The sequence below is a fragment of the Salipaludibacillus agaradhaerens genome, from assembly GCF_002019735.1.
In the GTDB taxonomy this organism is placed as follows: Bacteria; Bacillota; Bacilli; order Bacillales; family Salisediminibacteriaceae; genus Salipaludibacillus; species Salipaludibacillus agaradhaerens.
In genome coordinates this window covers 4,086,083-4,112,261 of sequence record NZ_KV917378.1, presented here as the reverse complement: position 1 = coordinate 4,112,261, position 26,179 = coordinate 4,086,083, and the positions used below count along the sequence as shown (strand labels likewise).

General features: G+C 36.8%; 29 protein-coding genes and 2 tRNA genes. 3 read left to right on the top strand and 28 right to left on the bottom strand.

Features of this window, described 5'->3' with window-relative positions:
* Positions 1-60: 60 nt before the first annotated feature.
* From BK581_RS18850 to BK581_RS18815, 8 genes are all read right to left on the bottom strand, one after another.
* Positions 61-342, bottom strand: coding sequence for a PTS sugar transporter subunit IIB (locus BK581_RS18850; protein ID WP_078579622.1), 282 nt, complete (start codon positions 340-342; stop codon positions 61-63).
* The gene (locus BK581_RS18845) at positions 342-818 is read right to left on the bottom strand and encodes a PTS sugar transporter subunit IIA (protein ID WP_078579621.1); all 477 of its coding nucleotides are present in this window, start codon (positions 816-818) and stop codon (positions 342-344) included. The genes BK581_RS18850 and BK581_RS18845 overlap by 1 nt, the downstream gene beginning before the upstream one ends.
* 56 nt (positions 819-874) lie before the next feature.
* Positions 875-2,929 (bottom strand): BglG family transcription antiterminator, encoded by a 2,055-nt coding sequence (locus tag BK581_RS18840; protein WP_078579620.1) that lies wholly within the window; start codon positions 2,927-2,929, stop codon positions 875-877.
* A gap of 888 nt (positions 2,930-3,817) precedes the next feature.
* Entirely contained in the window at positions 3,818-5,422 is a 1,605-nt protein-coding gene (locus BK581_RS18835; RefSeq protein WP_078579619.1) for an ABC transporter permease, read from the bottom strand.
* Positions 5,422-6,339 (bottom strand): ABC transporter ATP-binding protein, encoded by a 918-nt coding sequence (locus BK581_RS18830; protein ID WP_078579618.1) that lies wholly within the window; start codon positions 6,337-6,339, stop codon positions 5,422-5,424. Before BK581_RS18830 ends, BK581_RS18835 begins: the two co-directional genes overlap by 1 nt.
* A gap of 15 nt (positions 6,340-6,354) precedes the next feature.
* Positions 6,355-6,966 carry a TetR/AcrR family transcriptional regulator gene (locus BK581_RS18825; protein WP_078579617.1) on the bottom strand — a complete coding sequence of 204 codons (612 nt, stop codon included), beginning with the start codon at positions 6,964-6,966 and terminating at the stop codon, positions 6,355-6,357.
* Between the two features lie 527 nt (positions 6,967-7,493).
* Complete coding sequence (locus tag BK581_RS18820; RefSeq protein ID WP_078579616.1) at positions 7,494-8,159, bottom strand: DUF3885 domain-containing protein; 666 nt, start codon at positions 8,157-8,159, stop codon at positions 7,494-7,496.
* A 445-nt stretch (positions 8,160-8,604) separates the two neighbouring features.
* On the bottom strand, positions 8,605-9,027 hold the full coding sequence (locus BK581_RS18815) for a hypothetical protein (protein ID WP_078579615.1): 423 nt from the start codon (positions 9,025-9,027) through the stop codon (positions 8,605-8,607).
* A 106-nt stretch (positions 9,028-9,133) separates the two neighbouring features.
* Here BK581_RS18815 and BK581_RS18810 point away from each other — a divergent pair, with 106 nt between their 5' ends.
* From BK581_RS18810 to BK581_RS18800, 3 genes are all read left to right on the top strand, one after another.
* Entirely contained in the window at positions 9,134-9,340 is a 207-nt protein-coding gene (locus tag BK581_RS18810) for a hypothetical protein (RefSeq protein ID WP_078579614.1), read from the top strand.
* A gap of 398 nt (positions 9,341-9,738) precedes the next feature.
* Complete coding sequence (locus tag BK581_RS18805) at positions 9,739-11,340, top strand: T7SS effector LXG polymorphic toxin (protein WP_078579613.1); 1,602 nt, start codon at positions 9,739-9,741, stop codon at positions 11,338-11,340.
* A 16-nt stretch (positions 11,341-11,356) separates the two neighbouring features.
* A complete protein-coding gene (locus tag BK581_RS18800; RefSeq protein WP_078579612.1) occupies positions 11,357-11,665 on the top strand; it encodes a hypothetical protein in 309 nt (102 codons plus the stop codon).
* 43 nt (positions 11,666-11,708) lie between these two features.
* On the opposite strand, the gene BK581_RS20390 is transcribed toward BK581_RS18800, so the two are convergent.
* The 20 genes from BK581_RS20390 to BK581_RS18700 all read right to left on the bottom strand — a co-directional run bounded on the left by BK581_RS20390 (position 11,709) and on the right by BK581_RS18700 (position 26,055).
* The gene (locus BK581_RS20390) at positions 11,709-12,233 is read right to left on the bottom strand and encodes a peptidoglycan-binding domain-containing protein (protein WP_245829253.1); all 525 of its coding nucleotides are present in this window, start codon (positions 12,231-12,233) and stop codon (positions 11,709-11,711) included.
* 26 nt (positions 12,234-12,259) lie between these two features.
* On the bottom strand, positions 12,260-12,649 hold the full coding sequence (locus BK581_RS18790; protein WP_078579610.1) for a hypothetical protein: 390 nt from the start codon (positions 12,647-12,649) through the stop codon (positions 12,260-12,262).
* Between the two features lie 10 nt (positions 12,650-12,659).
* Entirely contained in the window at positions 12,660-12,971 is a 312-nt protein-coding gene (locus tag BK581_RS18785; RefSeq protein ID WP_078579609.1) for a hypothetical protein, read from the bottom strand.
* A 162-nt stretch (positions 12,972-13,133) separates the two neighbouring features.
* Positions 13,134-13,889 (bottom strand): hypothetical protein, encoded by a 756-nt coding sequence (locus BK581_RS18780; RefSeq protein WP_078579608.1) that lies wholly within the window; start codon positions 13,887-13,889, stop codon positions 13,134-13,136.
* Between the two features lie 487 nt (positions 13,890-14,376).
* A complete protein-coding gene (locus BK581_RS20385) occupies positions 14,377-14,547 on the bottom strand; it encodes a hypothetical protein (RefSeq protein WP_245829153.1) in 171 nt (56 codons plus the stop codon).
* Positions 14,548-14,643: 96 nt separating this feature from the next.
* Positions 14,644-15,447 (bottom strand): DUF5677 domain-containing protein, encoded by an 804-nt coding sequence (locus tag BK581_RS18770; protein WP_245829250.1) that lies wholly within the window; start codon positions 15,445-15,447, stop codon positions 14,644-14,646.
* An 86-nt stretch (positions 15,448-15,533) separates the two neighbouring features.
* Positions 15,534-16,004 (bottom strand): hypothetical protein, encoded by a 471-nt coding sequence (locus BK581_RS18765; protein ID WP_078579606.1) that lies wholly within the window; start codon positions 16,002-16,004, stop codon positions 15,534-15,536.
* 228 nt (positions 16,005-16,232) lie between these two features.
* A tRNA-Arg gene (locus tag BK581_RS18760) sits at positions 16,233-16,309 on the bottom strand.
* Between the two features lie 22 nt (positions 16,310-16,331).
* Positions 16,332-16,405, bottom strand: a tRNA-Gly gene (locus tag BK581_RS18755).
* 382 nt (positions 16,406-16,787) lie between these two features.
* Positions 16,788-17,303, bottom strand: a complete 516-nt coding sequence (locus tag BK581_RS18750) for a metallophosphoesterase family protein (RefSeq protein WP_078579605.1) — start codon at positions 17,301-17,303, stop codon at positions 16,788-16,790.
* Positions 17,304-17,323: 20 nt separating this feature from the next.
* On the bottom strand, positions 17,324-17,929 hold the full coding sequence (locus BK581_RS18745; RefSeq protein WP_078579604.1) for an XTP/dITP diphosphatase: 606 nt from the start codon (positions 17,927-17,929) through the stop codon (positions 17,324-17,326).
* Positions 17,922-18,710 carry a ribonuclease PH gene (rph, locus tag BK581_RS18740; protein WP_078579603.1) on the bottom strand — a complete coding sequence of 263 codons (789 nt, stop codon included), beginning with the start codon at positions 18,708-18,710 and terminating at the stop codon, positions 17,922-17,924. Before rph ends, BK581_RS18745 begins: the two co-directional genes overlap by 8 nt.
* 161 nt (positions 18,711-18,871) lie before the next feature.
* The gene (locus BK581_RS18735; protein WP_078579602.1) at positions 18,872-20,026 is read right to left on the bottom strand and encodes a GerMN domain-containing protein; all 1,155 of its coding nucleotides are present in this window, start codon (positions 20,024-20,026) and stop codon (positions 18,872-18,874) included.
* 112 nt (positions 20,027-20,138) lie between these two features.
* Positions 20,139-20,981 carry a glutamate racemase gene (gene racE, locus BK581_RS18730; protein ID WP_078579601.1) on the bottom strand — a complete coding sequence of 281 codons (843 nt, stop codon included), beginning with the start codon at positions 20,979-20,981 and terminating at the stop codon, positions 20,139-20,141.
* Between the two features lie 25 nt (positions 20,982-21,006).
* Positions 21,007-21,486 carry a MarR family winged helix-turn-helix transcriptional regulator gene (locus BK581_RS18725; RefSeq protein ID WP_078579600.1) on the bottom strand — a complete coding sequence of 160 codons (480 nt, stop codon included), beginning with the start codon at positions 21,484-21,486 and terminating at the stop codon, positions 21,007-21,009.
* A gap of 230 nt (positions 21,487-21,716) precedes the next feature.
* The gene (gene ptsP / locus BK581_RS18720; RefSeq protein ID WP_078579599.1) at positions 21,717-23,432 is read right to left on the bottom strand and encodes a phosphoenolpyruvate--protein phosphotransferase; all 1,716 of its coding nucleotides are present in this window, start codon (positions 23,430-23,432) and stop codon (positions 21,717-21,719) included.
* Entirely contained in the window at positions 23,432-23,695 is a 264-nt protein-coding gene (locus BK581_RS18715) for a phosphocarrier protein HPr (protein WP_078579598.1), read from the bottom strand. Before BK581_RS18715 ends, ptsP begins: the two co-directional genes overlap by 1 nt.
* 291 nt (positions 23,696-23,986) lie before the next feature.
* Entirely contained in the window at positions 23,987-24,838 is an 852-nt protein-coding gene (locus BK581_RS18710; protein ID WP_078579597.1) for a PRD domain-containing protein, read from the bottom strand.
* A gap of 410 nt (positions 24,839-25,248) precedes the next feature.
* Positions 25,249-25,473, bottom strand: a complete 225-nt coding sequence (locus BK581_RS18705) for a helix-turn-helix domain-containing protein (RefSeq protein ID WP_078579596.1) — start codon at positions 25,471-25,473, stop codon at positions 25,249-25,251.
* 120 nt (positions 25,474-25,593) lie between these two features.
* Positions 25,594-26,055 (bottom strand): acyl-CoA thioesterase, encoded by a 462-nt coding sequence (locus tag BK581_RS18700; RefSeq protein WP_078579595.1) that lies wholly within the window; start codon positions 26,053-26,055, stop codon positions 25,594-25,596.
* Positions 26,056-26,179 lie beyond the last annotated feature (124 nt).

The window sequence follows — 26,179 nt, the reverse complement described above, 5'->3', positions numbered from 1 at the left end:
TAAAAGCTTCATCATCTCTCATACGAGTCTCCACTTTTCAAAGCATGGTTTGATCAGCTATTACTTTTTTAGCTCTTGTAAAATGTCCTGTTTAACTTCATCAAGGCCAATACCGGTTAGGAACGCTCTAGCGTTAATAACTGGAAATGGGTACTCTTTTTTTATAATTGTAGTTGTGATAAGTAAATCTGCTTGATCGGCATATGAGGAAATCTCAGATACTTTACATTGAATCAAGTTAACGTCGAGTTCATGTTCCTTACAGATTTTTTCTAATTCTCCGTTCACAACGGTTGATGTGGCAATACCTGTCCCACAAGCTACTAAAATATGTTTTTTCATTAGTTTTCACCTCCTTTATGTGATAAATGAAGCAAACTTAAAATATGATCCTTTATCGTCGTTTTATTTGGTTCATTCACGATAAGGTCTAATGTTTTTGGATCAGCGAACAATTGCATCAATCGTTTCAATAAATCTAGTTGATCGTGCTTTTTATCCATAGCAAGCATAAAAACAATTTTGACAGGGGTCGTGTCAGATTCTTCACCCATAATGCCGAAAGCAACAGGCTCCTTCAATACCGACACACTAATTGATTTTTTATTAACGTGTTCAACATCCGTATGTGGGATAGCAACCGAGTAACTAATTGTCGGTAATCCGGTGGCAAACGCCTCTTCTCTTTCAATCACTGCTTTCTTATAACTTTCTTTTACTAATCCCTTACTTTCGAGGTTTTCAGCCATCTTCATTAATATCTCTTTATTCGTTCCGGCTTCAACCTCTTTTAAAATTAACTCTTCATCAAAGTGCATGTGGGCCGCTCCTATCTGTATATAGTTGAAAATTTTAACGCTATTAATTATATTTTTTACTCTTCTGTTGCATATTTTCGAATGACCTTCATGACATCATTAGGTGTTCTAGCTTTAATGAGCTGTGTCACGTCTTTATGATTTCTAGCTAACTTCATCAGTTGCATCAAAGCTCTCAAATGTTGTTGTTTATCAGGAGCTGCAATGACAATAATAAGCTGGACAGCAACATCTTTTGAGAACTTAACAGGTTTTTCTAGCCTTAGTAGGCTCATCGCCAATTGGTTTACGCCTTCTTCCCAACCTGCATGTGGAATTGCAAGGCCCGGGCCAATCACAATATAGGGGTCAGCTGGCTCATAGTTTTGTATAATGGCATCTACATATCTCTCATGAATGCTTCCTTCATGTAATAATGGCTGAGCGCTTGTACATATAGCTTCTTCCCAATCAACAACAGATTTTTTAAAGCGGATTGTTTTTTCTGTAATAAGATCTGATAGATCAGGCTTTTTATCTTCGTATTGTTGAATAACACTTGGTGTATTGTCTTGACTAAAATAGTGACCCAATGATTTTTCTAGTGCCTGTTTATTTTTTATAGTGGCGTATTTTGCAATGATTGCCATTATCTCTTCCGTATTCATATCTGATGGGACATACCCGTTTATTTCTCTCATCACTTGCTTCCTTAATCGATGCTTTTCTTCTTTTTCAATAAATGTTTTAACGATGAAAAGTTTTGCTTCAGTCTCCACAATCACTGGAGAAAATACGATATCGTAATTTAATGTATAGCTATTGAACTCTCTTACTGATAACGTATCAAGAAAGATAAATTCAGGAAATAATTCACTCAGTACACTGGACATTAAACGTGATACTGAGACACCGTTAGGGCAAACGACCACAGCTTTTATTTTTTCGTTAATACTCACACCTTGTCTCGTAAGCCAACCGCCAATAAGCATCGTTAAATAAGTCGTCTCACTCTCAGGAATTTTAGAGCCAATTAAATTTACTAAGGGCCCTGTCGACTTTCTTACAAGGTGATGAAGCTCTTCAAACTCTTTACTGACTGAATCTTGTAATGCATTGGTTTCAGTTAGCTTATATTTAATCCGATAATAAGCGGGCTTAAGGTGAAGCAAAATTTTATTAAGTAATTGTTGACGATCGTTTAAATAGATACATGCTTTCTTCTCAAAAATCGATAACATCTCATCGATCGCCTGGATAAGTTCTGGCATTGTTTTTTCTGTTAATAGTTTTGAAGAAGAAACATTTGATGTTAAAAGATATAGTGTAATAAACAGTCGCTCTTCCATTGGAATATGGTCCAGCTCGCTCAAAAACTCTTCAGCAACTTTGTATTCTTTTGTATCTGATAATTCATTAAAATGAATCATAAATAGACGAATTTTTTTACCAAATTTTATTCTCCTTAAAATAAATAAGAAAATGTATGGCATTGTGGCCATTTTTTCATCTGTGAATTTTAAATCCAGCGTTTTCTCCACATTTTCTATTCGTCTGTTAATATCTTTAATTTGCTCTTTAGGAATATCCATAATTTTCATTATCAGCTGTTGACCATTGTAAATGTTAAGGACCTTTTTCGTCATATCACTTAGGAGTTTACGCTTTTTAAATTCATTTCCAACGATCCTGTAACCAGATTGCCTAGAGTATTCAATATTTAAGCCCATTTCTCTTACAAGCTCCTGCGCATTTTTTAAATCTCGTAAAGCAGTATTTTTGCTAACATCAAGTGCTGTCGTTAAATGAAACAACGAAAGTTCTTCATTTCTACCTAATAGCATTAAAATGAGAAAACGAGCCCTTTCTTGTTCTGATAAAACATATGCTTTTGTATCCTCTTGTTCTTTTTGGAAGGTTGTAATAAGTACAGGATCAATTAAAAATTGACCTTGCCTATTCCGTTTAACTTTTGGCATTCCGCTCATATTAAGCCAGTCATTAATTTTTTCAAAGCTGTAACTGATTTGTCTCCTGTTAAGATGATATTTTCTCTCAAGATCTTTGTTTCTAATCGACGGATTACCCATGACCTCCATTAATAATTGCCAGCTGCGGTCATCTAGTTGCATATAGTACCTCCTTCCTTGAATTCAATATATCATCAATAATCCCCAAAATGTATGCGTTTTCATCACATATATTCGCCCCTAAATTGTGCATCATTGTGATGAACAATCTATTTGTTACATATGAGGCCGACTTATTTCGACAATAGTTTCTTTATCATATCAGAGCTTATTAGAGTGAAAGAGTTAATTTTTAAACTCATTATGTCTATTTTATCTGCTGTCATGGCATCAAAGGCTGCAAGACTGAAAATGAGTTTTTTTGGGGTACAGATTTGGAGATTGGAGAATCGAGGCTGAAAGTAAAAAGAATTGAGCTATATATTTCACTATGTGATTCTGATAGAAATTAATTTGACCTATGAGTGAATTTGATAATACTGTTTTTAAAGCAATAACACGAATAATATTTCGTCCGTCTGAAGTGAAGACCACATTCGTTATTCAACTATTGACACTTTATTCTGAACTATGACTATACAAAATGGTTGAACTTAACTACCACATTTTAATCAGTATTTAAAAACAGATGCTTTGCCATGGTGTTTTGTCGTACAAGCTGATTCTTATAAGTGTCATTTAATTCAACAATTCATCCATGCTTTTTCCGATTGATGAGCTACCTGCCAAAGTGAAAACTTCATTTCACAAAAAATAGCTTTGAATGGTTTTCCCCCACAAAGCCATCTATCGCCTAAAACACACTGGCAAGTATTAATGTTTTTTATTTTAACTAGAATGATTTATTAGTTTAAGACAATACCTTACTTTTAAAGCTGTAGCGTTCAGCTTGGGGACTATTCTGTGGACAGCATACCTCGTTTGTCCATTTTAAATTTGAATAGTAAAGAGCCTCTAGTCTTTCACTAAAATGACTAGAGACTCTCCTTTTTAGTTACTTTCCATATCCCGTTTTCTATAACCTATGAAGCCTATCATGATGACTACTACTGCAATAACACTCAAGATAAAGAGCGTCAAAAATGAGGCATCTTCAATAGGAACTTTTTGAATATGCCCAAATGGCGTTAATTGAGCTACCCAATCTGGGAATTGGAACATTTGGCCTAAATACACAACAATAAAGGAATATAAAAGGTAAATCCAAGTCACTTGTGTCAGCTTTGGCAGACACCCTATCAAAAGTACAGCAAGACCGATCATGACAATCATCGCAGGATAAAAGACTATTCCTGCTCTGTAAACCATAGTAAATTCAAGCCCTTCGTCCATAACCGCTGCTCCAGCAGCCCACAAGCCAAACGTACTTACGGAAAGCATGACAAATCCATTCACTAATGATAGAACCAAATAGCCACCCATAAGTCTAATCCGTGAGACCGCTCTTGCTAATAAATGGTCAGAACGACCTTTTTTCTCTTCTCCACGAAGTTTATTTATCGCCATTAAAGGCGGTACCGTTGCTATTAATGCGATAACAATCATTAGCGTTGGTAGAAATTGCTCGACTATTGAGATCCCCTCGACTTGAACCAACATGTTTTCATACATGTCATTCCCTTCTATAAATGATTCCAAATCTCCGAATATGGAACCATAAGAAGCCCCGAGAACAAATAAACCAATTGCCCATGCTATCATCCCCGTTCGTTGTAGTCTAAGGGCAAGACCTAGAGGACTCTGTAAAAAGTGTGAAGCACGTCTTCTCCCTGATTTCGCAGGTAAAAACCCCTGCTCTAAATCGCGGATGCTATTTAAATAATTAGCTAAGACATATAAAATGATAGAAAGGACAAGCATTAATATAATCGGTCCCCAATGGTTTTCAGAGTAGGCGTCCGTTTTGGACACCCACCCTAAAGGTGAAAGCCAAGATAACGTATCGTTACTCACATCTGTAATCGATCGAAACAGATAAGCAATTAATAAGACAGCAAGTGACAAGCCGATCGTACCACGCGAACTTCCAGAAAGCTGTGCCGAGACAGCAGTCACCCCAGCAAAAACCAGCCCCGTCCCTCCTAAAGCAGCACCATAAAGTAAAGATCCTTCTATATTCATACTTTCTATTCCAAGAGCAGTTAAGCCAAAGCCAACGAGCAATGCTAATATTAAACTCGTCCCAATGATGACAAGTAAGGAAGCATTTAAGTAAGAAAGACGTCCTACAGGAAGCGAATGTATCATCTCAATTCTTCCCTCTTCTTCATCGGCTCTTGTATGACGCGCCACGACTAATATACTCATTAAACCAACAATAACGGCGGTCATTAGTAACATTTGATGAGTCATCATGGCACCGAGGGTATAGTTTTCTAGGTTACCAGGGCCTAACATCGCTGTCATGGCAGGATTGGCCATCGTGTCTGTAATAGCCTCTCTCTCTTGCTGCGTCTCGTATAAATTATCAAAAGCAGGAGGAATAATTAAAGTGAAGACCGTTAATCCGATTAACCATAGTGGAATCCTTAACCTGTCTAACCGGAGAATAAATCGTGAAAGATGACCCGTTTTAGCAATAATTTTCTGAGCCATTAATTTGTACCTCCCACTCCTGATTCTGTTATATTGTCTGCCTTTTCATAATGACGCATAAACAAATCTTCCAATGTCGGTGGAGAGCTTTCAAGTTTAACAATTCCAAATTCACTAATATGCCTCATCACATTGTCCATTTCTTCCGTGTCTATTTGAAATGCCAGCCCTTGATCAGTCTCTTCTATCTCATGCACCCCATTTAATTGACTTAGGTCCGTAATCGGTTGCTTTGTCTCTACGAGGACATTTGTACGTGTCAAGTGACGCAATTCAGTTAGCGTCCCTGTTTCGATAATACGACCATCACGAATAATCGCTACTTTATCACATAACTTTTCTACCTCTGAAAGAATATGGCTAGACAACAGGACACTTTTCCCTTGCTCCTTAACATCTTTCACACATTCTTGAAAAATTTGTTCCATGAGCGGATCTAGACCAGACGTTGGCTCATCCAAAATATATAAGTCCGCTTCTGACGAAAAGGCGGCTATTAATGCTACTTTTTGCCGGTTTCCTTTAGAGTAGGTACGACATTTTTTCGAGGGGTCTAAATCAAATTTTTTTATTAGTTCATCACGCCTACTTTTGTGGTTCGTTCCTCTTAATTTCACAAATAAGTCAATAACTTCTCCACCGGTTAAATTTGGCCATAAATTCACATCACCAGGAACATAGGCGATTCGCTTATGAATGTCCACCGCATCATTCCAAGCATCCTTACCAAACAGCCGCACCTGTCCTTCAGTTGCCTTTAAAATACCGAGCAAAACCCGGATCGTCGTTGATTTCCCTGCACCATTCGGACCAATAAATCCAAACACTTCCCCATGATTAACTTCCAGATTGACATTTTCTAAAGCGGTAAACGTGCCAAATCGTTTCTTGAGATTTTTAACTTCTAACAAGCTCATCGTTGTCCCCTCCTTTTATCTGTAAAAACTATGTTTCAACAACTCCGAATAACTATCCCACTCTTTGAGAGCTTCATCACTTACTTCTTCAATAGAAGATATGTCATTTTTTAATTTTTCAGAAAAGCCGACCATCGTCCAATTTAGGATATTAATTGCTTTTTCAATATCAAGACCTTGGCGAAACTTTGAATAGTCTATATTTTCGTAAATCCTTTCAAATCCTTCTTTAAGGATGTTATCTTGTTTTTCCTGAATTTCAGCTTTGACTTCAGCAGACTTCTCATTAACGACAGAAAACCAAAAATTAAACACTTGTGGGAATTTTCTTTGAATATTTAACTTAACCCTACCAATTTGCCCCATTCGCTTAAAAATATCGGTTTCATTAAAATCAATTTCTTGATAAATGTCATCAACAATACCTGTCGCATATTCAAGCAAAAATAAATACAAATCTTTTTTATTATTAAAATAGTTAAATAGGGAACCTTTAGAAATCTCTGCCCCACGGACAATATCATTCGTAGACGCTTTATCATAGCCATTTTTTACAAATTCATTAATAGCAGCATTGATAATACGCTCTTGTTTCTCTAACGGAAGACTATAAAATTTTGTGTACACAAATACATCTGCTCCTTTCTAAAACTTCGTTGACCAATGTGGTCATTTAAATATATCACGAGTGACCAGCGTGGTCAATACTTTAGATAAACGAAAGTCGCGATCATCATAAATGTATGGTGTATGGTGTATGCTTATTGCTATTCTATAACTAAAATTTACAAATTAGAAAAATATGATTATAAGAGGAAAAGATTAGCAGGATAAATTAGTAGAAATTTCAATGTCATCTATAACCAGGTCGTCCAACACAGAAAATGTCTGACTAATAATTAAAGTCCAGGAAAATTTAGGTGTATCATAATAAACACTGCACTTCATGAGTAAAAATCCTAATCAAATAGTTTTACAGGTTGTGGGAAAGTCAGTTTTGACGGATACTCACTAAAAAAGACGCTCACCATCATTTGTGAAACGTCCTCTTAAAAATAACTTAATTGGCATTATTCATACTCCAAAAACGAACAATTTATCCAAAAGTACATGTATAAGTCCACTAAGTATCAAGTAACGTTGATTCAAGTTTTTTATTGAAAATTTTGGTCTATCTGTTCTCGGTCATATTCAGGAATCCAGCGATTATACTCTTTATATAACGGTAATAAGGCCTCTTTTTTATTCGCAATAACTTCGCAGCCTCTATCATCATAAATGAAGAAGATAAGATTCTTAGAAATATTTATGAAAAATACATCTGGATAATAGGATCCGTTCTTCTGGCCAAATTTGGGACTCAACGGGAAATCTTCATTACAAGCCGCTTTAATGAGTAAAAAGTAATCTAAATCTTGCTTTTTGCACTTTAGGTAAAACTGCGTTGTGTTGTACTCTTCTGTATCTTCATCACTTAAAACAAATGGTAAAGTCTCCTGCCTTAATTTAAATTTAAGCTGTTTATTTTTGAGGAAGTGGTCATACACCTTTGTTGATTTTATCTTTTTTCTACTCCTGTTGTAAAGATAAACATTTGTGACGAGATAAATGTCATCTTCTTCAGAAAAAAGGTCATTAAAAAGAGATAACGCTTGATAATAAACTCTTTCAAACCTATCAATGTTTAGTCTATTGTCATCTTTAAACTGATATATCCCTTCTCCTAGTTCAAAATGAATGCCTACACCCCATTGCTTAAAAAGGCTTGGTTGTAAACATAACCCTGGAAAAAATGTATTTAAATATTCCCTTAACGCCATAATAAGGACCTCCATTCGGATCGTATGAACTTGTTCTATTACTTACTAACATTTTTACACTATGTTCTTTTATTAAGAAAACTGATTGATAGATGGGGCGTGCGGAGAGCGACTACCTTTAGCACAAAGGAAATGATATTTATTCTGGCCTTTCATCATGCAACATACTAAATTAAAAACAACGATATTTCACTAAAAAAGAGACAGAAAATGCCCACCCAATCCGACCCCATTTTATGATAATTACCGATTTAACATATATTAACCAAAAATAAAAACCCTTATATACCAAGGGTTTACGATGTTTTAAATGGCGTCCCAGGAGGACATATATAATAGTAGAAACTCGCTTATTTTGTAAGGCTTTAACCTTATCTTGTGTAAAATATGTGTAAAATATATTTTTAGTGTATAACAGCAGCTATATAAAAACAGCTGCTGTTTTTTAATCCTGGACGACTTCTGCCTGATCTAATATATCTTTAATCCGCCCCAATCCATCCAAGTACATATCGGCATAAGTTTCCTCGCTATCCAATTGAGGGTCATCTCGCACAGATCTGTTCAAGTATATCCGAATCATAGATAGATAGTGGTAAACGTCATCTTCATAAAAAGTCAAATCGCTTGAGTCATATTTATTATCAAATCTGTCAAAAAGAATCTGTTCATCATGATCTAACTGCCTTTCCTCTTTAAAGGCAGTATCAATGATTCGTTTTATCTGCCTTGCATCTTCATAAAAGTCATTTTGCATCTCTCTTGTTAAAAAGCTGTCATCACTACTACCATTCTCATTTGCGTCTACATCAGTTTCTGCACAACCTACCAGTAAAACTCCCATTAAAATAAAATATAAATACTTCATACTCACCTCCTTTCCTCCTATTCTACACGCTACCTATATAGGTAACAATAACCATTTGACGAAGGAAACGTTTGTTTGTATTTTAAATATTAGCGAGGTGACACCCATGACAGACGCAGAACGTAAAGTGTACCGTATCGTATTCAATCATAAGCATGTCAAAGGCCAGCACACTAAATATAACAACATACTTAAATTCACAGGTAAAACTCCCAAAGAATTGGACGCGGTACTAGCGGCCCTTGTAGATAAGAAGCTCATTTGGTGGGATAAAGATAAAAGTAAGGACGTGGTGTTGAGGGAGAAAGCGTAACTTTAAGCCTACCGAGAGACTATCGTGACTAGCCTATTGATGTGCTAGTCTTTTATTTTCATCTATAGATGAATGACTAAGGACCTATATCATCTGACTTTTCATTTACAGCCACATCCTATAACTTCTGAAAAATACGTCTATTTCCTTATTTAACCTTAAATCTATTTCCATTATTATGTATAGAGGCGTGCCTATCACGCTTTTTTTCATTTATCACAGATAACCGTCCGTAAACCTCCCACCACATAATAGAGAGTAAAGCTAAATCTATTTTAGTACGAGCTAACGGACGCTAATGTCCTGATTAACTCAACTACCAATCAGTGGAGAGGAACAAAAACTCCCACTGATTGAAGGTTCGTTTTATAATTTAATAGGAAGTGAGCGTCTATTCTATGAGTATGAAGCAATTAGATGTAGATAAGGTTCATGAAGCGATTGATATCACCATTCAGGCGCTACACGAGAAAGAAAACCAAATGCGCGATGTGGAAGTGGCGCTTAACAATTTCATTAACTTAGAAGATGCGTTTAGAGGCCAAGGCGGTCAAGCTATTCGTAATTTCTATGCCACGTGCCATATCCCATTCATTCAGTTCTTCAGACTGTTCATGCATGATTACGAGCACACGCTCCAGCAGATCAAACAATCTTTAGACATAGTAGAGCCGGCCTCAGGTGGCTTCATCGATCAAGCGTTCATTGAAAATGATGTCCAAGATGGACTCGACCGCGTCAGTAAAACAACAATGTCATTAACAGATTCGGTGAATGATACACTAAGAAGTATTCAAGACATTATTTCTATCCCTCTTATTGATGACAGCGATGTACAGCAGGCCATTCATGTGGCCAAAAGAGAAGCTAACGCAACCGTTGATAAAGTACTGCAATTCGATCACATGGGGACAGCCTCTTTGCAGTACATCAAGGAGTCCTTGCGAACATTAAGTAAGTACGTAATGGAGATGCACGGGGCCATGGATAGTGGTCATCTAAGTGTTAAAGGCTTTTCAGTGGACCAATTGCAGCATTTACCCACACATGGTACGCTGACAGAGGTGTTAGAAAATCGAGCATCACAAGTGGCCGAATTAACGGGGAGCTATCCAAAGCAACGTCTCAACGTACTTGATAGAACTTCTTTAAATGCTCTCGCACGCATTAGAAAAATAAGAAAGATGCAAGAACACCGAGAAAAATTCGAAAAGATATATACTGATGTGACTAAAAATGGACCAGGTGCTCTTCAAAAGGGGAAACAATATCTTAAAGACTTTGGTATGATTTCCAGTCGCATTCTTTTGTCTAATGCCACCATTAAAAAAGAGAGTTGGTTGGATAAAACAGCCTTGGATACTTACAATGGTTTTAAGGCTACTTTTGAAACAGTGGGGAACTTGGCGACAGGCACAGTAGATTTCTTTAAAGATAATCCAGCTGAAGGGATATCTATGGCTGCAGATTTTACACCTGGTATCAGTAATGTAAAGTCAGGCTTTGAAGCTATATTTGGATTTGATCCGGTTACTGGACGTGAATTAGAAGCTTGGGAACAAGCATTGGCTGCTGCTGGGGTTATTGGCGGACCTATCGCGGACAGTGTTAAATATGGAGCCAGGGGCATAAAACATGGCGATGACATTGTAGATATAGCAAAAGGTATCGATAATGGTGCAAGTGTTTCTAAGAGTAGTGTTAAACCTGTTTCAAATATGAATGAGTTTTTTGATATGGAATTTGGAAAATCAATAAGTAACTCCTTATCAAAATCAAAAGTAAAGTACGATGGACAATCAATTTATAAGGTAGAAAAGAAAACTGATAACCAATATCTGAAAAAAGGTTATGGAGTTTATCTTGACGCATTACACAAAGACCATTTAGAAGTAATAGATAAGACAGGGAATGTGAAATATGTACTAAATTTAGATGGTACATTAAATAAAGATAAAACTGAAAAAGCATATGGACGTGTAGTTCGTGGATGGAGATAAAAAGGAGGACTAAATAATGGATAAGAAGTTAGAAGAAGTACTAAATGCCCTTAACAAAATTAATACAATAAGTAATGTAGTTTCTCAAGAAGAGATTAATGAACAATATGAAAATTTACAGGACTTCAAAACACTGTCAAATGAATTAGAAGGTTTGCTTAATAATTTTAAATCAGTAAGTATAGATAATGTCGAAAAAGTAGAAAATATTTTATTTGAAATTCATAGAATCACAAACACTTTTATTTGGCATTTTCAAGAGATTGAAGAATTGAACATGAAGGTTATAAAAAGTTATGGAAAAGAAATAAAAATTGAAGATTGATAGATAATTATCAAGCAGGGGCAATAGACCCCTGCTTTTTTTATTACTTAAACAACATCTGAAACGTCTGCGGTCCTGCAATCCCATCAACTTGTAAATTATTTTGTCGTTGGAAAGTACGGACGGCGCTTCTTGTTTTGGATCCAAAGATCCCGTCTATCGCTCCTGGGCTCGTCCCTTTGCAATGTAAAATAGCTTGAAGAATCCATGTGATGTTTCCTCTTGCCCCTTGCCGGACTGTCACACATGCTCTACGTGTTTTAGGCCCAAAAATACCGTCAACTGTAAGTCCACGGTTAAACTGTCTATTAAGTTCTGTTTGTAGCCCTTTGACTAGCGCCCTTTTGGTCTGAGGGCCAAACAAGTTATCGACTGAGATACTCAAACTATATCGACTATTAAGTGTTCTCTGGATCGTGGCGATTGTGCCAGACGCTTTATTCTTTGATTTGTTTGAGTTCTTAGGCTTGGATGAACTTGGCTTACTCGGGGAACTTGAACCGTCAGAAGCCGAGTCTGACTTAAGTCCAAACATTTTAACAATCGCATTGGCATGCCCTTCTGCCACTTTGTGCAAAAATGGCTTATCTTCCTTTATCTTCTAATCTTTGAAAGCTGTTCAAAATAATGAATGTTGTGATTAGGACTAGAACTCAAATCAGTACTTAGCTCATTCAAAACCTTAAACGCCTTTCTAATTTCATCATTTTCATACTCTATATCATTTCTTAAGACTGGAGGATCAATGAGGCTTTTTTTCAAAATCTCACATTCTTCATTACCTTGATCTGACTCAATAAATGCTTGTAATTCAATAGATATTAACTCCAAGTATCTACCTAACCTTTGTTTAAATGAATGAATTTCTTGATTATTTCGTTCTCTTTCTTCTCTATTCCTATAATAAGCTGAAACTATATAACCTGAAATTAGACCAGTAAATATTGCAATTACTATGTTTATTAATATTTCGTACCAAGACATGATTCCCCCATTATGATATGCTAATTTTTTTGTACAATTCCCCTTCTTCTAGCCTTTCTTTCAGTACTCTTTTTCGATTTAAGTAATCAAAAAATAAATCTCCAGCTTCAATAAAAATAACAAACACAACTAATAATTCCAAACTCACATGACCTGTTAAATTTAATGAACCGTATGCAAGATACCAGATACATTTAACTAATCTAGAGGCTATCACTTTACGCCACAAATGTTCTAGTGTTCTTAATAAAAAAAAGGTTATAAAACTAATCGGTAAGATCAAAAACCCAATATCAATAATCTGTTCGCCTACAGCCTCCATATTACCCCCTCCTGCCCACATATTCGACAAAGGGGGATATTCCTTCAACGCGAATGTTAAATCCCCTTCACAGAGCAGGAACCGCTTATTTACTGTCGTTCCTATATCAGCCCTGTGAAGAGGATTCATTGCATAGAAAAAAGCACCACAGTGGGTGCTTATTTAATAATCTAATTTATTAATTGTATCTTCTGTTTTAAAATATAATTTATTGTATAAATCCATATACATTTTATGAAGTTCGGATAAAAATTCACTATCTTTTTCATATACGATTATCTGTAGTTCTTCGAGCTCCTTTTCTTCTTCTTTATTAAGTATTATTGTTTCAACCTCTTCGCTATCGAATATATTTATTTCATGTTTTTCGACTAAATTAAATTTAAACTTATCTAATTTTCTATGTACTTCTAAAAACAACTCTGTATCCTTCTTTAAAATATCTTTCTTTAGGTTTAAAAACCATCTATAAGTTTCTGCATCGGCATGTAACAACTCTTCTTTTATTTCCCGTAAAAAAAGATCGGTAAAATATTTGTATTCCTCTGTACTGTTCAGCTCATATTCTTTATCTATCCTCATGAAATGCGGTTTCGTTCGATAGGGATCATCATCCAATTTAGAAAACCCATTATCAAATATATTAGTAAATAAATCCATAGCCTTTTCTAAACGCTTTATTTTCTGTGGCAATTCATCTTTATGTCTTATTTTTTCATTTGCATCAATGGTCATGAGTACACCGATTAAAGTTAGCGCGCCACCAAGAATAGCTCCTGAAAAACCTATAAAACTTACAAAAATCGTATCATTTAAGTTAGGTAATAAGAAATAAATTTTTATACAGATTAAAATAATAAGTAGAATTAAAAAAATAATCATTAATGTCCAAAATATTTCTTTTTTGTTTTTCAACATAATTCCCCCTCCTTCCTACCAATTCGACAAGAAGAGGGAAATTCCTGTTATAATAGACCTAGATTTTATATAAGGAGTGTCACAATGCTTAAAGAGTTACTTAACGCTATTTTGCGTCCTATTGTTAATGTTCTACTAAGTTTAGGCGCATTAGTAGCTGCATATTACTTAATTCTATCTTTTTTCCCTTTATAAGTTGAAAGAACGGGGGTGTTTGACCTCCCCGTCCTTCCTTCCATTCTACACGCAAGCTTTTTCTTTTGTCATTTTTTCCGACATATCCGACATTCTCGCCTTGATGTTGTCTCTTAATCTGCTTATATGTTTATCTGATAATCCCATATGCTTGCCTCCTATCCAAGTCATGCTTTTACCTTCCAAAAGCCAATGCAAAACCTCACCTTCCCTTTGATTTTTAACGAGATGCATCCTGGATTGAATCACTTTTATTTTTTTCTCGTACTTGTGAACAATCCGCCACCGCTTCTCACGCCTCCTGACCTCTTGATAAACAGGGTGGCTTTGATTGTCCAGACTCATCGCCATATTGAGCCGTCAAACCTTCACCAGCATCTTCCATGGACTCTCTGATTATCTTGATGCTATTGATCATCCAGTGGTAGTCTTTTAGAGTTTCCTCTATCTCTTTTCTGTTCATGTAAACGATCCCTCCTCGTAAAATAAAAAGAGAACGCCAGAAAAACGGCGTTAACCGTCATTCTTAGCGTCCTCCAGTGAGCTGGTAAAACTATATTCATTTTGATAATTTATAATTAATTCCTAAAAAAGTTCTAAACTTTCTCAGTTTACTTTTTAAACCATAAAAAGGGTACAACCGATCAATTGTATTTAATAAAAAAGTATTTGACATTGAAATATGCATTCGAGGATCCGTTGGTTGTTCTAAAATAGAAAATTGTTCTTTTTCAAATCTCCATCTATTTAAAACATCTTTTGCATGTACTTCTTTCGAAAGTGATCGATATATCAGGTCATATTCTGCAGACATATCAATACCTTTTTTATTGCAAAGTTGTTCGAAGTTAGCAGTCTTACCATCCAGGTTATACCAAACTTGCTTTTCGTTTCGGTGTTTGAAAACATCCGAAAAGTCTTCTTTTACTTTTATGATTTCAGTATCAATGTCTTCTGCGTCTTCAATATTAGCTTTCCTCTTTAAATCTTCTATCGTCGGATCCCCTAACAATTCCCTTATTGCTTCTCCTTGTTTCCCTTGAGAGATTGTCTTATGAAACATTTGGAGATTATTAATTTTCTTTGCTGCAAAATAAGAACGTCCATACAACATATAGTCATTTTTTAATAAAAGTTTAAGATAAACATAGCTTTCAAATATACTCCTTAAAATTGTATCTAGGGAAGCACTTTTACTTTCCTCTACAAGAAGCCTTAGTGATTCTACTTTCTCAGTTAAATCTTCGAAAAACGCTAAGATTACAACATCTTCCACTTCTAATATTTTATTTTTAGGATTAAAGTAATTGTTTATGATTAATTGAATTGCACCATTAGACTCTTTTAGAGTCTTTTTTAACATCTTCAAAAATCTTCCCCCTCATCAAACTTAGTTGCCCCAATAAGGTATCGGTATCCACTTTAACAGGGTATGCTCCCCTGTATTTTTCAACTGTATAGATTTTTTACACTAAATTTCTTGTCCTCAAATTTATTTTCTCTGTGTCTAGCGACATCTTTATAAATAATAGTATACACTACCCATAAAATAACAAACATAATAAATAGAGTGAAAATCATTGTGAAAGTCTCAGATTCTCCTAATGGTTCTTTTTCCACTACACTTGAACTTATTGTAAATATTAACATAGAACTCATAAAAACCATTCCATATTTAGTGAAATCATATATATAAATAAAATATGAAATACATAATTTCTTTAGAAAACCAAAGTTCTTGCTATTTTTGTGCCATACATATCCATCAGATATGGTCCTTATTAATTGAAAGTATTCTTTTTCAATAACTTCAAAAAAATTTTCAAATTCTATCCAAAAAGATTCATTAAATTCTTCATTTGTCTCCACTAATTGTTTAAATTTAAATACTTTCTCTAATATATAAATCTCTGATCTCATATACGTTCGCTCGCCATTCGAGAATTGGAACGACTATGGATATTTATGGACATAATATCGTCAATGTGGATAGAGCAGCAGCAGACCATTTCAATGAATTCTTTACAAAAAAGGGGCGGAAAATTAAATTAAACCCCAATCCGACCCCATTTTATGATAATTACCGATTTAACATATATTAACCAAAAATAAAAACCCTTATATACCAAGGGTTTACGATGTTTTAAATGGCGTCCCAGGAGAGATTCGAACTCCCGACCGACGGCTTAGAAGGCCGTTGCTCTATCCAGCTGAGCTACTGGGACAATGTTACTGCTAAGATTTAATTGGAGCGGGTGAAGGGAATCGAACCCTCGTCATCAGCTTGGAAGGCTGAGGTTTTACCACTAAACTACACCCGCATATGATTATGTAAAGACTTTAGGTTGCTTCTCACGACCTACATGTCTCTTCCTCTTCTAGCTTTGCTCTGGCGTTTATCCGTCGAGACAACTCAATGTCTTTTCATAGATGCTTTGTTCGTGGCTGAGGTTTTACCACTAAACGTCACCCGCCTATGATTATGTATAGACTTTAAATTACTTCCCGACCTAACATATCTCTTCCTCTTCTAGCTTTGCTCTGGAGTTTATCCGTCAAGACAACTCCCGCTTTTTCATGTATAAATGTCTCCAGCATGTTTACTAAGACACCACAATGTCTAAATATGTTATAACGGAGACTGTATAGAAAAAATATGTTTAACAGCGACAATATTTAATATATACAATCTCCGCCTTAATGTCAACCGTTTTTAGAAAAACTTTTGCTTAGGTCGTTTAATTTTTGTCCATCAATTGAGTAGAAGTTCACATTTACAGTTGTGTCAGAAGTATCGACTATAACGTAACTACCCACACTGTATTGTCTTGGTAGTCTCATGCTTCCAGGGTTAATAATAATCTTACCTTTTTCTTCAGTCGCAACAGGGATATGAGTATGCCCGTAGCAAAGAATATCTGCTGAAGCTTCCTCACCTTTATAAATGAGATTCATCTCGGTCATTTTCACATTTAGCAAGTGACCGTGACCGACGAAAAAAGTCGTATCCCTCACCGTTTCAACTAATTCTTCTGGAAAGTCTGAACCGTGGTCACAATTGCCTCTCACAGTATAGACGTTTTGAAGAGCTGGTGAGGCCGCACTCAGCTCTGAATCACCGCAATGAAAAATAGCATCCACTTCCGCACGGTGTCTATCCACTACTTCTTTTAATTCATTTTCCCAACCATGACTGTCACTCATAATTAAAGCTCTCATCAGTTATCACCTCTTCACGATTATTCCTGTAGCGTCCACTTATCCCACATCTCATTTAATGTCATAAGAGCATTTGCCCGGTGACTTAATGTGTTTTTCTCTTGCTTTGTGAGTTGTGCCATCGTTTTCCCTAGTTCTGACAAGTAGAATAGAGGGTCGTACCCAAATCCATGATTGCCTGTCGGTGCATGTGAGATAGTTCCTTTACAAATACCTCGTACTGTTTTCACATCACCAGATGGGAAATAAATAGCTAATGCACATACAAATTGAGCCGTACGTGCTTCATCATTCGTATTAGCCAGTTCTTTTAACAGCTTCTCATTGTTTGCTTGATCGTCTTTATTAGGACCGGCATAGCGAGCTGAGTAAATACCTGGCGCTCCGTTCAAGACATCTACCGCCAAACCAGAATCATCGGCTAAAACTGGCTTATGAATAAGTTCACCGATTGTTTTTGCCTTTTTAATCGCATTTTCTTCAAACGTTTTGCCATCTTCCACAACATCAATATCTTCGTCTAAGTCTAACAGCGATTTAACCGTTAACCCTTTGGCAGCAAAGAAAGCTTCAAATTCAGCTACTTTTCCTTTATTTTTCGTAGCAATAAAAATCTCTTTATACATCTGGTTCCCGCTCCTGCCCATTATTATCCTCTGATTTATCGTCCATGTTCATTTTATCTGCAAATTCCCCGAGTGCTTGTCTCTGAATCGTAAAAAGCTCGTTTATTCCTTTTTCCGCTAAATCAAGCATGTCATTTAACTGGCTACGAGAAAAAGTGGCTTCTTCCCCAGTGCCTTGTACTTCTACTAATTGACCGTCACCAGTCATAATCACATTCATATCCACATCGGCTTGGGAATCTTCCACGTAATCTAAATCAAGAACTACGTCGTTTTCTGACGTCACACCGATAGAGATGGCTGCCAAATAATTTTTTAACGGGTTTTCTTTTAGTTTAGATGTTTTTATAAGTTGCTCAAAAGCAAGTCCTACTGCTACGAAAGCGCCTGTAATAGAGGCTGTTCGGGTTCCACCATCAGCCTGTATAACATCGCAATCGACCCAAACTGTCCGTTCACCTAAACGATCTAAATCAACGACAGACCGGAGAGCTCTCCCAATAAGTCTTTGGATCTCCATCGTACGTCCTGTGATCTTCCCTTTCGAAGATTCCCTTATGTTCCGTTGCTCTGTTGCCCGTGGTAACATCGCATATTCAGCGGTGATCCAGCCTTTTCCTTGCCCCCTCATAAAGGGGGGAACACGTTCTTCAACACTGGCTGAACAAATAACCTTTGTATCTCCAAACGTGATGAGTACCGATCCTTCCGGATGTTTTATGTAATGCGGAACAATCTCTACCTTTCTCAATTCATTAGCTGAACGTCCATCATGACGCATATTGTCACTCCCCTTACATGGTTACTACTTACTAGTATGTAGATTAATACTTAACAAAATTAGCACTTTGCTAACAGCGAAAAAAGAAGAAGCAGCTGCTTTACAGCTACCTCTTTAATGATAAGCCTTTCGTCCTTGAATTTCAATTATCGACCGTTTGTTTAAAATTGTCCAATATTAACATGGTCGGGCCTCACCACAGCTTCTGACAAAGCTTCCCCGTTACTCACCATTATCTCTTCTTCTGATTCAACCATAAATGACACACTATTCACTTCTTCTTGTTCAGTTAATGACAACACAATCATGTTCAAAACATTTTCAGACAAAGCTGTCCCATCATGCTGGCTTAGTAACGCCTCATTAAAATTAAGCACAACTGTGCCATCATGATATTCCGGTTCTTCAATAAGTTCAACTTCTTGCCTGAAATCAGTTAAGAGCTCAGACATGTAATGGGGACCTTCCAATAATTCATTGATAACTGCCTGATATTTGTCTTCCTCTTGACTAATACGACGCGTCACTGGGACATAGTATGTTTGGTCTTCTGTCTGGTTCAAAAAGTAAACGACCACTGGTTCTGTAGAGACGAGGTCTGTTTGGTCTGTCATTTCTAAGTTAATCCCATGAGCCCTTGTATAGCCATCACCAATGGGTGTGTCATTGTGCGGCATAGCAGTTAAATCTTCACCATTGATTTGAATGCTCACTTTATCAACATCATCCAGCTGTGTCAATGTCCATGTTAAAGACTGTAGAACTTGCATCTCTTGAGCAGGATGATACTCTCCGAAATAATCATTAAAGTTAATCGTTGCCACACCCTGTTCATTCAGATCAGCACTTAAAACTTCTGTACCAGCTGGCAAAGATGCTTGAAAACCATTTGGCAGATTTTCTGTAACCGGCCCCTCTTGCACTAAATGTTCAGCCAATGCCGTCAATTCATCTTCTTCACTTATAACTTCTACTGACTGCGGTGCTACCATGCCATTACTATCTAGTAGGTATAATTCACGGATCTCTCCTTGAACCGTTACTTCTCCCCCTTTTTCTTCAGGAGAAGCCGCCTCTTCCGTCTCGTTTTCTTCCATGCTCTCATCTGTTATGGAACTGACCTCACCTTCATCAGTGATATCGTCTTCAATAACCTCAACTTCTAATTCGTTTTCATCCTCGATATAATCAATTTGTGGCGGATCTAACTCCTCTAATACATCATTTGTCGCTTGTGATCCACATGCCGTTAAAAGCAAAACAGCTGCTCCTGCAATCATAGCTGAAGACCTTCTTATTCCCGAGCCGCGCAACATCGCATTCCCTCCTTGACAGTTTGTACTATCATGTATACGAGCTTTTTCATCCTTTTAGACCAATAGAATATATAAAAGCACAACGCATTAAAATGCGCTGTGCTTTAGTCGCTTAAGAACGAAATCCAGCTGTTTTTTTCTGATAAAAGCGAATCGGTAATCTTAAATCCGTTTCCCTAATATCTAACGAGTGAGGTTTTAACCACTCTTCAGCTACTTTCTTAAAATTAGCTTTTAGTCCTGTCGTATAAAAAATATGGTGTGGTGTGATATCTCCAGTATAAAGAAGTTCTTTATGGTATAGGAGTGAACTCACTTCCAATGCGGTTTCATCACCAGAACAGATGACCTTCACATTAGAGCCGACTACCTCTTCTATTAAAGGAGCCAGTAAGGGATAGTGTGTACATCCTAAGATTAAACTATCGATATCGTATTGTAGAATTGGTGCTAATGCTTTCGTTATTATTTCTCTCGCCATATGGCCAGTAAACTCTCCAGTTTCAACTAGGGGAACAAGCGTAGGACAAGCTAAACTGACAACTTTTACTTTATCATTGATTGTTGTCAATTCACGATGATAGGCGCCACTCGAAATGGTTCCTTCTGTCCCTATCACGCCAACATGATGGTTGGTTGTTACTTTTAATGCTGCAGTAGCACCAGGATGAATAACACCCAACACGGGAATAGAGAGCCTCTCCTTCGCTTCCTCTAATATGACAGCTGTCGCTGTATTACATGCTATAACTAGAAGTTTAATATCATGAGAGGTGAGATAATCAATCATCTCCCACGTATATGCTCGCACTTCCTCTTCTGTTCTCGGTCCATATGGACAGCGTGCTGTATCTCCGATGTAGATTATTTCCTCTTTCGGCAATTGTCTTATTATTTCAGAGACAACAGTTAGTCCTCCGACCCCTGAATCAATTACACCAATTGGTTTTTTCACGCTTCAACGTCCCTTTATCTATATATTAAAATGACTTCCATGTTTTCGCATCTCTTTTCATTTCATCATAAAGAAAGCTTAAACTTTTTTCCAAAAAGTCTACATCTTCTTTTGAAAAGTCTCCTAAAACATCTTGTAAGTAAATTTGTCGTTGCTTAATCACTTCACGAATAATAGTGGCACCTTTAGAAAGAAGGTGAATACGGACAACACGACGATCATTCGTATCCTTTACCCGCTCTACGAGGTCATTCTTTTCCATACGATCCACTAAATCTGTCGTTGTGCTACAAGCCAAATACATTTTTGATGATAATTCTCCTATAGTCATATCACCATATTCATGTAGCCACTGCAGTGCCACAAATTGTGGAGGTGTAATCGGGAACTCATTCAGAATTTCGCGTCCTTTTTGTTTAACAATGTCCGCAATTAATCTGAGAGACTTTTCAATTTCCTCAACTTGAAGCTGTTCCCTTGTCTTATCCTTTTGCTGTTCAGGCATATTATACCTCCTTTCGGAATACGAAACATTAACATGGACACTTATATTTTCTCTGTTTTTATAATGGATTTCAAGTATAAGCGGTTGCCTATGTTTAAAAACGCTGGCATACAGCAAAAGCTCTGCTGTAAACCAGCGCAATGAGTGATGATGCTTTCGTGTTATTGAACGATCATATCGTGTTAACTAGACGTGACGAGATCCTCTCATTTTCTAGCTAAGCCACTCAATTACAAGAAAGTCTTTTCTACTAATTGCTTAACCTCTTCAGCCGTATTTAGGGTAAGAGCTTGTTCAGCAATAGACTGTGCTTCAGCCTTCGTCATTTGACTGATCTGGCTTCTTGCTGGAAGCACTGACGTAGCACTCATGCTGAATTCATCTAAGCCTAATCCAAGCAATAACGGAATAGCTAATTCATCACCGGCCATTTCTCCACACATGCCAGTCCATTTACCTTCTGCATGAGATGCGTCAATAACCATTTTCACAAGACGTAAAATAGCTGGGTTGTATGGTTGATATAAGTAGGATACTTGCTCATTCATACGGTCAGCTGCAAAGGTATATTGAATTAAGTCATTTGTACCAATGCTAAAGAAATCAACTTCTTTAGCGAATTGCGGTGCCATAACAGCAGTTGAAGGAATCTCAACCATAATACCTACTTCAATGTTGTCACTTACTTCTACGCCATTGCTTAAGAGCTTACTCTTTTCTTCTTCTAATAATGCTTTCGCTTCTCTAAATTCATCTAGCGTTGCGATCATAGGAAACATTATTTTCAGATTTCCAAAAGTGCTGGCTCGCAATAATGCTCGCAATTGTGTTCGGAACATATCATCTTTTTCAAGGCAAAGTCTTATGGCACGGAATCCTAAGAAGGGGTTCATTTCTTTTGGAAGATCGAGATAAGGGAGCTCTTTATCTCCACCTATATCAAGCGTTCGAATAACAACTGGCTTTCCATCCATCGTTTCCACGACTTTTTTATAAGCTTCGAATTGCTCATCTTCCGTCGGCAACTCATCCCGCCCCATGTAAAGGAATTCTGTACGATAGAGACCAACACCTTCAGCACCGTTATTAATAACACCTTCTAAATCATTAGGTGTACCAATGTTAGCGACTAATTCAACATGTTCGCCATCTTTTGATTTTGAAGGCTCATTAACAAGCTTAGCCCACTCTTTCTTCTGCTCTTCGTAATCTGCTAGCTTTTGACGATACTCAGCTAATTCATCATCAGAAGGGTTGATAATAACGTTACCTTCAAGCCCATCCACGATCACATTCATGCCCGCATCAGCTTGATCCGTTACTTCCTTTGATCCCACAACTGCTGGAATTTCCATGGAACGGGCCATAATAGCTGAATGAGACGTTCGACCACCGATGTCTGTCGCAAACCCTTTAACATATTTCTTGTTCAACTGAGCAGTGTCTGAAGGTGTTAAATCATCTGCAATAATGACCACTTCTTCATTAATTTCCGCGAGTGAGACAATCGGTTTACCTAAAAGGTGTGATAGTACTCTTTTAGAGACGTCGCGAATGTCTGCCGCTCGTTCTTTCATGTAATCATTATCCATTGCTTCAAACATAGCAACAAACTGATTAGCAATTTCGTTTAATGCAAACGACGCATTAACCTTTTCATCCTTTATCATTTGACGGATTGGATCCACGAGCTCAGGATCACTTAAAACAAGAAGATGAGCAGAAAAAATTTCTGCATGCTCATCACCGAGATCCTGTCTCGTTTTTTCTTTAATTTTTTCCAGTTCATCTTTTGAGGTTTGTAGAGCTGCATCCAGTGCCTGAATTTCTTCATCAATAGTGTCAATCGTTTTCTTCTCTACCGTTAAATCCGGTGTTTCAAGACGAAACGCTTTTGAGATGGCAATCCCGGCTGAAGCAGCAATGCCGGTAAGTTGTGTTGACATTACTCAGCAAGTCCTTGTTTCATGATCTCATCAAGACCTTTGATTGCGTCGTCTGCATCTGGTCCTTCAGCTTTAATTGTCACATCTGCCCCTTGTCCAACACCTAGAGACATAACACCCATAATTGATTTTAAGTTAACAGATTTTCCGTTATACTCAAGTGTAATTTCAGATTCGTACTGACCTGCTTTATTAACAAGTTGTGTTGCTGGTCGTGCGTGGATTCCTGTTTCTGCTGTTACTTTAAATTTTTTCTCTGCCATGATTAAACACTCCTTAGATTTTATGTTTTTTAAAATTTGACTATTCAGATGATGATCTGTCTTACGATGGATGTCAAACATCGTTCACTGTTACTCATGATACCCATTTTCCCCATTTATAAAGCGACAAATTCAGACATTTGTCCTAAATGTATACTAAAAAAGACATGAGTAATGGGCCGTGATGACTGGGGGCCATAGCCCCATGGAACAATGCCTTATCGTACAGCTATTCCTTATCATTCACACCTCTTTACTCATGCCTGATCATATCAGTAACACGTAAACGAGTCATGGTTTATTATTTTGTTCAATCAGTGTTCGAATATAAAGCATGAGATGTAACACTTCCGAATCACTAAAAGAAACTGCCGTTGACTTCTCAATCATCCGAACTAAGTTCCGGGATATATTATAGCATACCGGATCTTTTTCCTTCAACATTAAAATAATACTTTGCTCTAATGCTTGTGAATCTACTGTCATAGGATCTCGTATCATATTTTTTAAATGATGGATGAGCTTTCTAAAACTGACAGTGTCTTTATTATAAACGATATCGGTTTTTTCCTCAATATATTTAATACATCTAGTGATTAAATCAGATTCTTTATTAATGACGGAGTCACTATCTCGAATGGCACTTTGAATATGGAGTGTAATGAAACCAATCTCTGCTTCTGGAAGTTTATAGCCTGTTTTTTTATCTATAAAATCGACAATTTTTTGTGCAATCAAATACGTGTCATGATAGAGCCATTTCGTTTCTGTTAAAAAAGGATTTTTAATATCTGTTTGATCTCTCGTCCTTTGCAAAGCTAAGGCTAGATGTTGAGTTAGCGCAGAATGAATTTGTTCCCCTAACCGAAAGCCAATCGCTTCGTGGATTTTTTCGATCGCTTCATGAATAATCAGCAACGTTTCTTCTGATTCTTTCGTTGCGAGACGCAAATATTTTTCTTGCTCAACTTCATCAACGAGAGAATAGACTTTATCATACGTCTTTTCTTCAAAGATATCGCCTTTCTTTTTGCCAAAACCGATGCCTTTGCCAATAAAGATAACTTCTTTGTTATCTCCTGATTCAGCAACCACGACATTATTATTTAACGTTTTATGAACATAAAATGGGCCCCTCACCATTGATTCGACACCTTCTTTGGTTTTTAGACAATTTATATCCCCATCATATCATATAATGTTCAAAAACTTACTACTAAATGATCAAATGATTTTTAATTAGCACGTTGACATCACAAATAGAGCTGGAAGAATAGCAAGATGAGTTTTGAAAAAGAAAAATGTGCTAAGTTACTGTCTATATTTCAATCAATTCACCAATTAAGATCCCTATAGCACACAAACATATACAAATAGTCTGTGTGTGACCACCTCTTTCTTTCCTCAAGTTATTTACACCAGTTAGTTTGATCGATCAAATAATGACGTTTTTATGTAATAAACCAACACGAGCACTCCCATGACTGTCATTCCAATTGAAACCGTGATTCTATCATGTAAAACCGGCTTCCATTTTAAGAAGCCGGCTCACATTAGATTTTCAGTTCACCTAATCTGACTAACTCAATGACAGCTTGGGATCGCCCCTTTACCCCTAGCTTTTGCATTGTGTTGGAAATATGATTGCGAACTGTTTTTTCACTTATGAACAGTTGGGAAGCGATCTCTTTCGTAGTTTGATCTTGCACAAGTAGTTCAAAAACTTCCCTTTCACGCTTAGTCAACAGTGGTTTCGGCCTAAAATCATGCTCCTTCATACATTCACCCTTTCTTGCATGGGCTGTTCTAAAATCGTTTTAAGGCGAATATTTAGTCATGAGTATGATATGTGAAGGTACTTCCCACCGTGACAAGAAAAGGCGAAAGCAACAGATTGTCTATCCCGTTTTTGTTTGCCCCTTTTTTAAAAGGCTAATCGTCTCGTCATTCCACCCTTTTGATGTCCCTGTTCGTTTCGATATTTGAACGATCCGTCCTCTTCCTGTCATGCATACCTGATTTTGTTCATTCAAAATCATATAATGCAGCTCTACAGATGATGTTCCAATAGACATGACTTTGACGCCTATTCGCAACGCCTCATCAAAAAATACTTGCTTAAAATAATCGCATTGTAAATCTGCTGTTACAGGAATCAAATCATCCGTTTTCATCCACAGTGTCATCAAACCGACGACTTTTAAAAATTGAATCCGTGCGTGTTCAAAATAAACAAAGGCTTGCGTATTATTTAAATGTCCAAAAGCATCTGTTTCTGAAAAACGTACCTGTACCGGGAAGAAATAATTAAATTCTTTACACCATGCCTCATAATCAGTTATATAGGTCGGTTTTTTCATCACATAGCCCTCCTTAAATTCTAGTATATGAATGAATAATCATTCATAATTGTCAGAGAAAACACTTGAATGTAGCGTCCATTCAAGTACATGCTTTCTCTATCTAACACTAAAAGAGTCGTGT

Bases quoted from the DNA above. Each gene is read 5' to 3' on its own strand.
- BK581_RS18800 (WP_078579612.1), top strand. From the start codon at position 11,357: ATGGATAAGAAGTTAGAAGAAGTACTAAATGCCCTTAACAAAATTAAT.
- BK581_RS18715 (WP_078579598.1), bottom strand. From the start codon at position 23,695: ATGGCAGAGAAAAAATTTAAAGTAACAGCAGAAACAGGAATCCACGCA.
- BK581_RS18770 (WP_245829250.1), bottom strand. From the start codon at position 15,447: ATGTTAAAAAAGACTCTAAAAGAGTCTAATGGTGCAATTCAATTAATC.
- rph (WP_078579603.1), bottom strand. From the start codon at position 18,710: ATGCGTCATGATGGACGTTCAGCTAATGAATTGAGAAAGGTAGAGATT.
- BK581_RS18750 (WP_078579605.1), bottom strand. From the start codon at position 17,303: ATGAGAGCTTTAATTATGAGTGACAGTCATGGTTGGGAAAATGAATTA.
- BK581_RS18705 (WP_078579596.1), bottom strand. From the start codon at position 25,473: ATGAAGGAGCATGATTTTAGGCCGAAACCACTGTTGACTAAGCGTGAA.
- BK581_RS18725 (WP_078579600.1), bottom strand. From the start codon at position 21,486: ATGCCTGAACAGCAAAAGGATAAGACAAGGGAACAGCTTCAAGTTGAG.
- BK581_RS18835 (WP_078579619.1), bottom strand. From the start codon at position 5,422: ATGGCTCAGAAAATTATTGCTAAAACGGGTCATCTTTCACGATTTATT.
- BK581_RS18745 (WP_078579604.1), bottom strand. From the start codon at position 17,929: ATGTATAAAGAGATTTTTATTGCTACGAAAAATAAAGGAAAAGTAGCT.
- BK581_RS18840 (WP_078579620.1), bottom strand. From the start codon at position 2,929: ATGCAACTAGATGACCGCAGCTGGCAATTATTAATGGAGGTCATGGGT.
- BK581_RS18805 (WP_078579613.1), top strand. From the start codon at position 9,739: ATGAGTATGAAGCAATTAGATGTAGATAAGGTTCATGAAGCGATTGAT.
- BK581_RS18765 (WP_078579606.1), bottom strand. From the start codon at position 16,004: ATGAGATCAGAGATTTATATATTAGAGAAAGTATTTAAATTTAAACAA.
- BK581_RS18830 (WP_078579618.1), bottom strand. From the start codon at position 6,339: ATGAGCTTGTTAGAAGTTAAAAATCTCAAGAAACGATTTGGCACGTTT.
- ptsP (WP_078579599.1), bottom strand. From the start codon at position 23,432: ATGTCAACACAACTTACCGGCATTGCTGCTTCAGCCGGGATTGCCATC.
- BK581_RS18785 (WP_078579609.1), bottom strand. From the start codon at position 12,971: ATGGAGGCTGTAGGCGAACAGATTATTGATATTGGGTTTTTGATCTTA.
- BK581_RS18790 (WP_078579610.1), bottom strand. From the start codon at position 12,649: ATGTCTTGGTACGAAATATTAATAAACATAGTAATTGCAATATTTACT.
- BK581_RS18735 (WP_078579602.1), bottom strand. From the start codon at position 20,026: ATGTTGCGCGGCTCGGGAATAAGAAGGTCTTCAGCTATGATTGCAGGA.
- BK581_RS18820 (WP_078579616.1), bottom strand. From the start codon at position 8,159: ATGGCGTTAAGGGAATATTTAAATACATTTTTTCCAGGGTTATGTTTA.
- BK581_RS18780 (WP_078579608.1), bottom strand. From the start codon at position 13,889: ATGTTGAAAAACAAAAAAGAAATATTTTGGACATTAATGATTATTTTT.
- BK581_RS18850 (WP_078579622.1), bottom strand. From the start codon at position 342: ATGAAAAAACATATTTTAGTAGCTTGTGGGACAGGTATTGCCACATCA.
- BK581_RS18845 (WP_078579621.1), bottom strand. From the start codon at position 818: ATGCACTTTGATGAAGAGTTAATTTTAAAAGAGGTTGAAGCCGGAACG.
- BK581_RS18815 (WP_078579615.1), bottom strand. From the start codon at position 9,027: ATGAAGTATTTATATTTTATTTTAATGGGAGTTTTACTGGTAGGTTGT.
- BK581_RS18810 (WP_078579614.1), top strand. From the start codon at position 9,134: ATGACAGACGCAGAACGTAAAGTGTACCGTATCGTATTCAATCATAAG.
- BK581_RS18710 (WP_078579597.1), bottom strand. From the start codon at position 24,838: ATGGTGAGGGGCCCATTTTATGTTCATAAAACGTTAAATAATAATGTC.
- BK581_RS18700 (WP_078579595.1), bottom strand. From the start codon at position 26,055: ATGAAAAAACCGACCTATATAACTGATTATGAGGCATGGTGTAAAGAA.
- BK581_RS20385 (WP_245829153.1), bottom strand. From the start codon at position 14,547: ATGAACAGAAAAGAGATAGAGGAAACTCTAAAAGACTACCACTGGATG.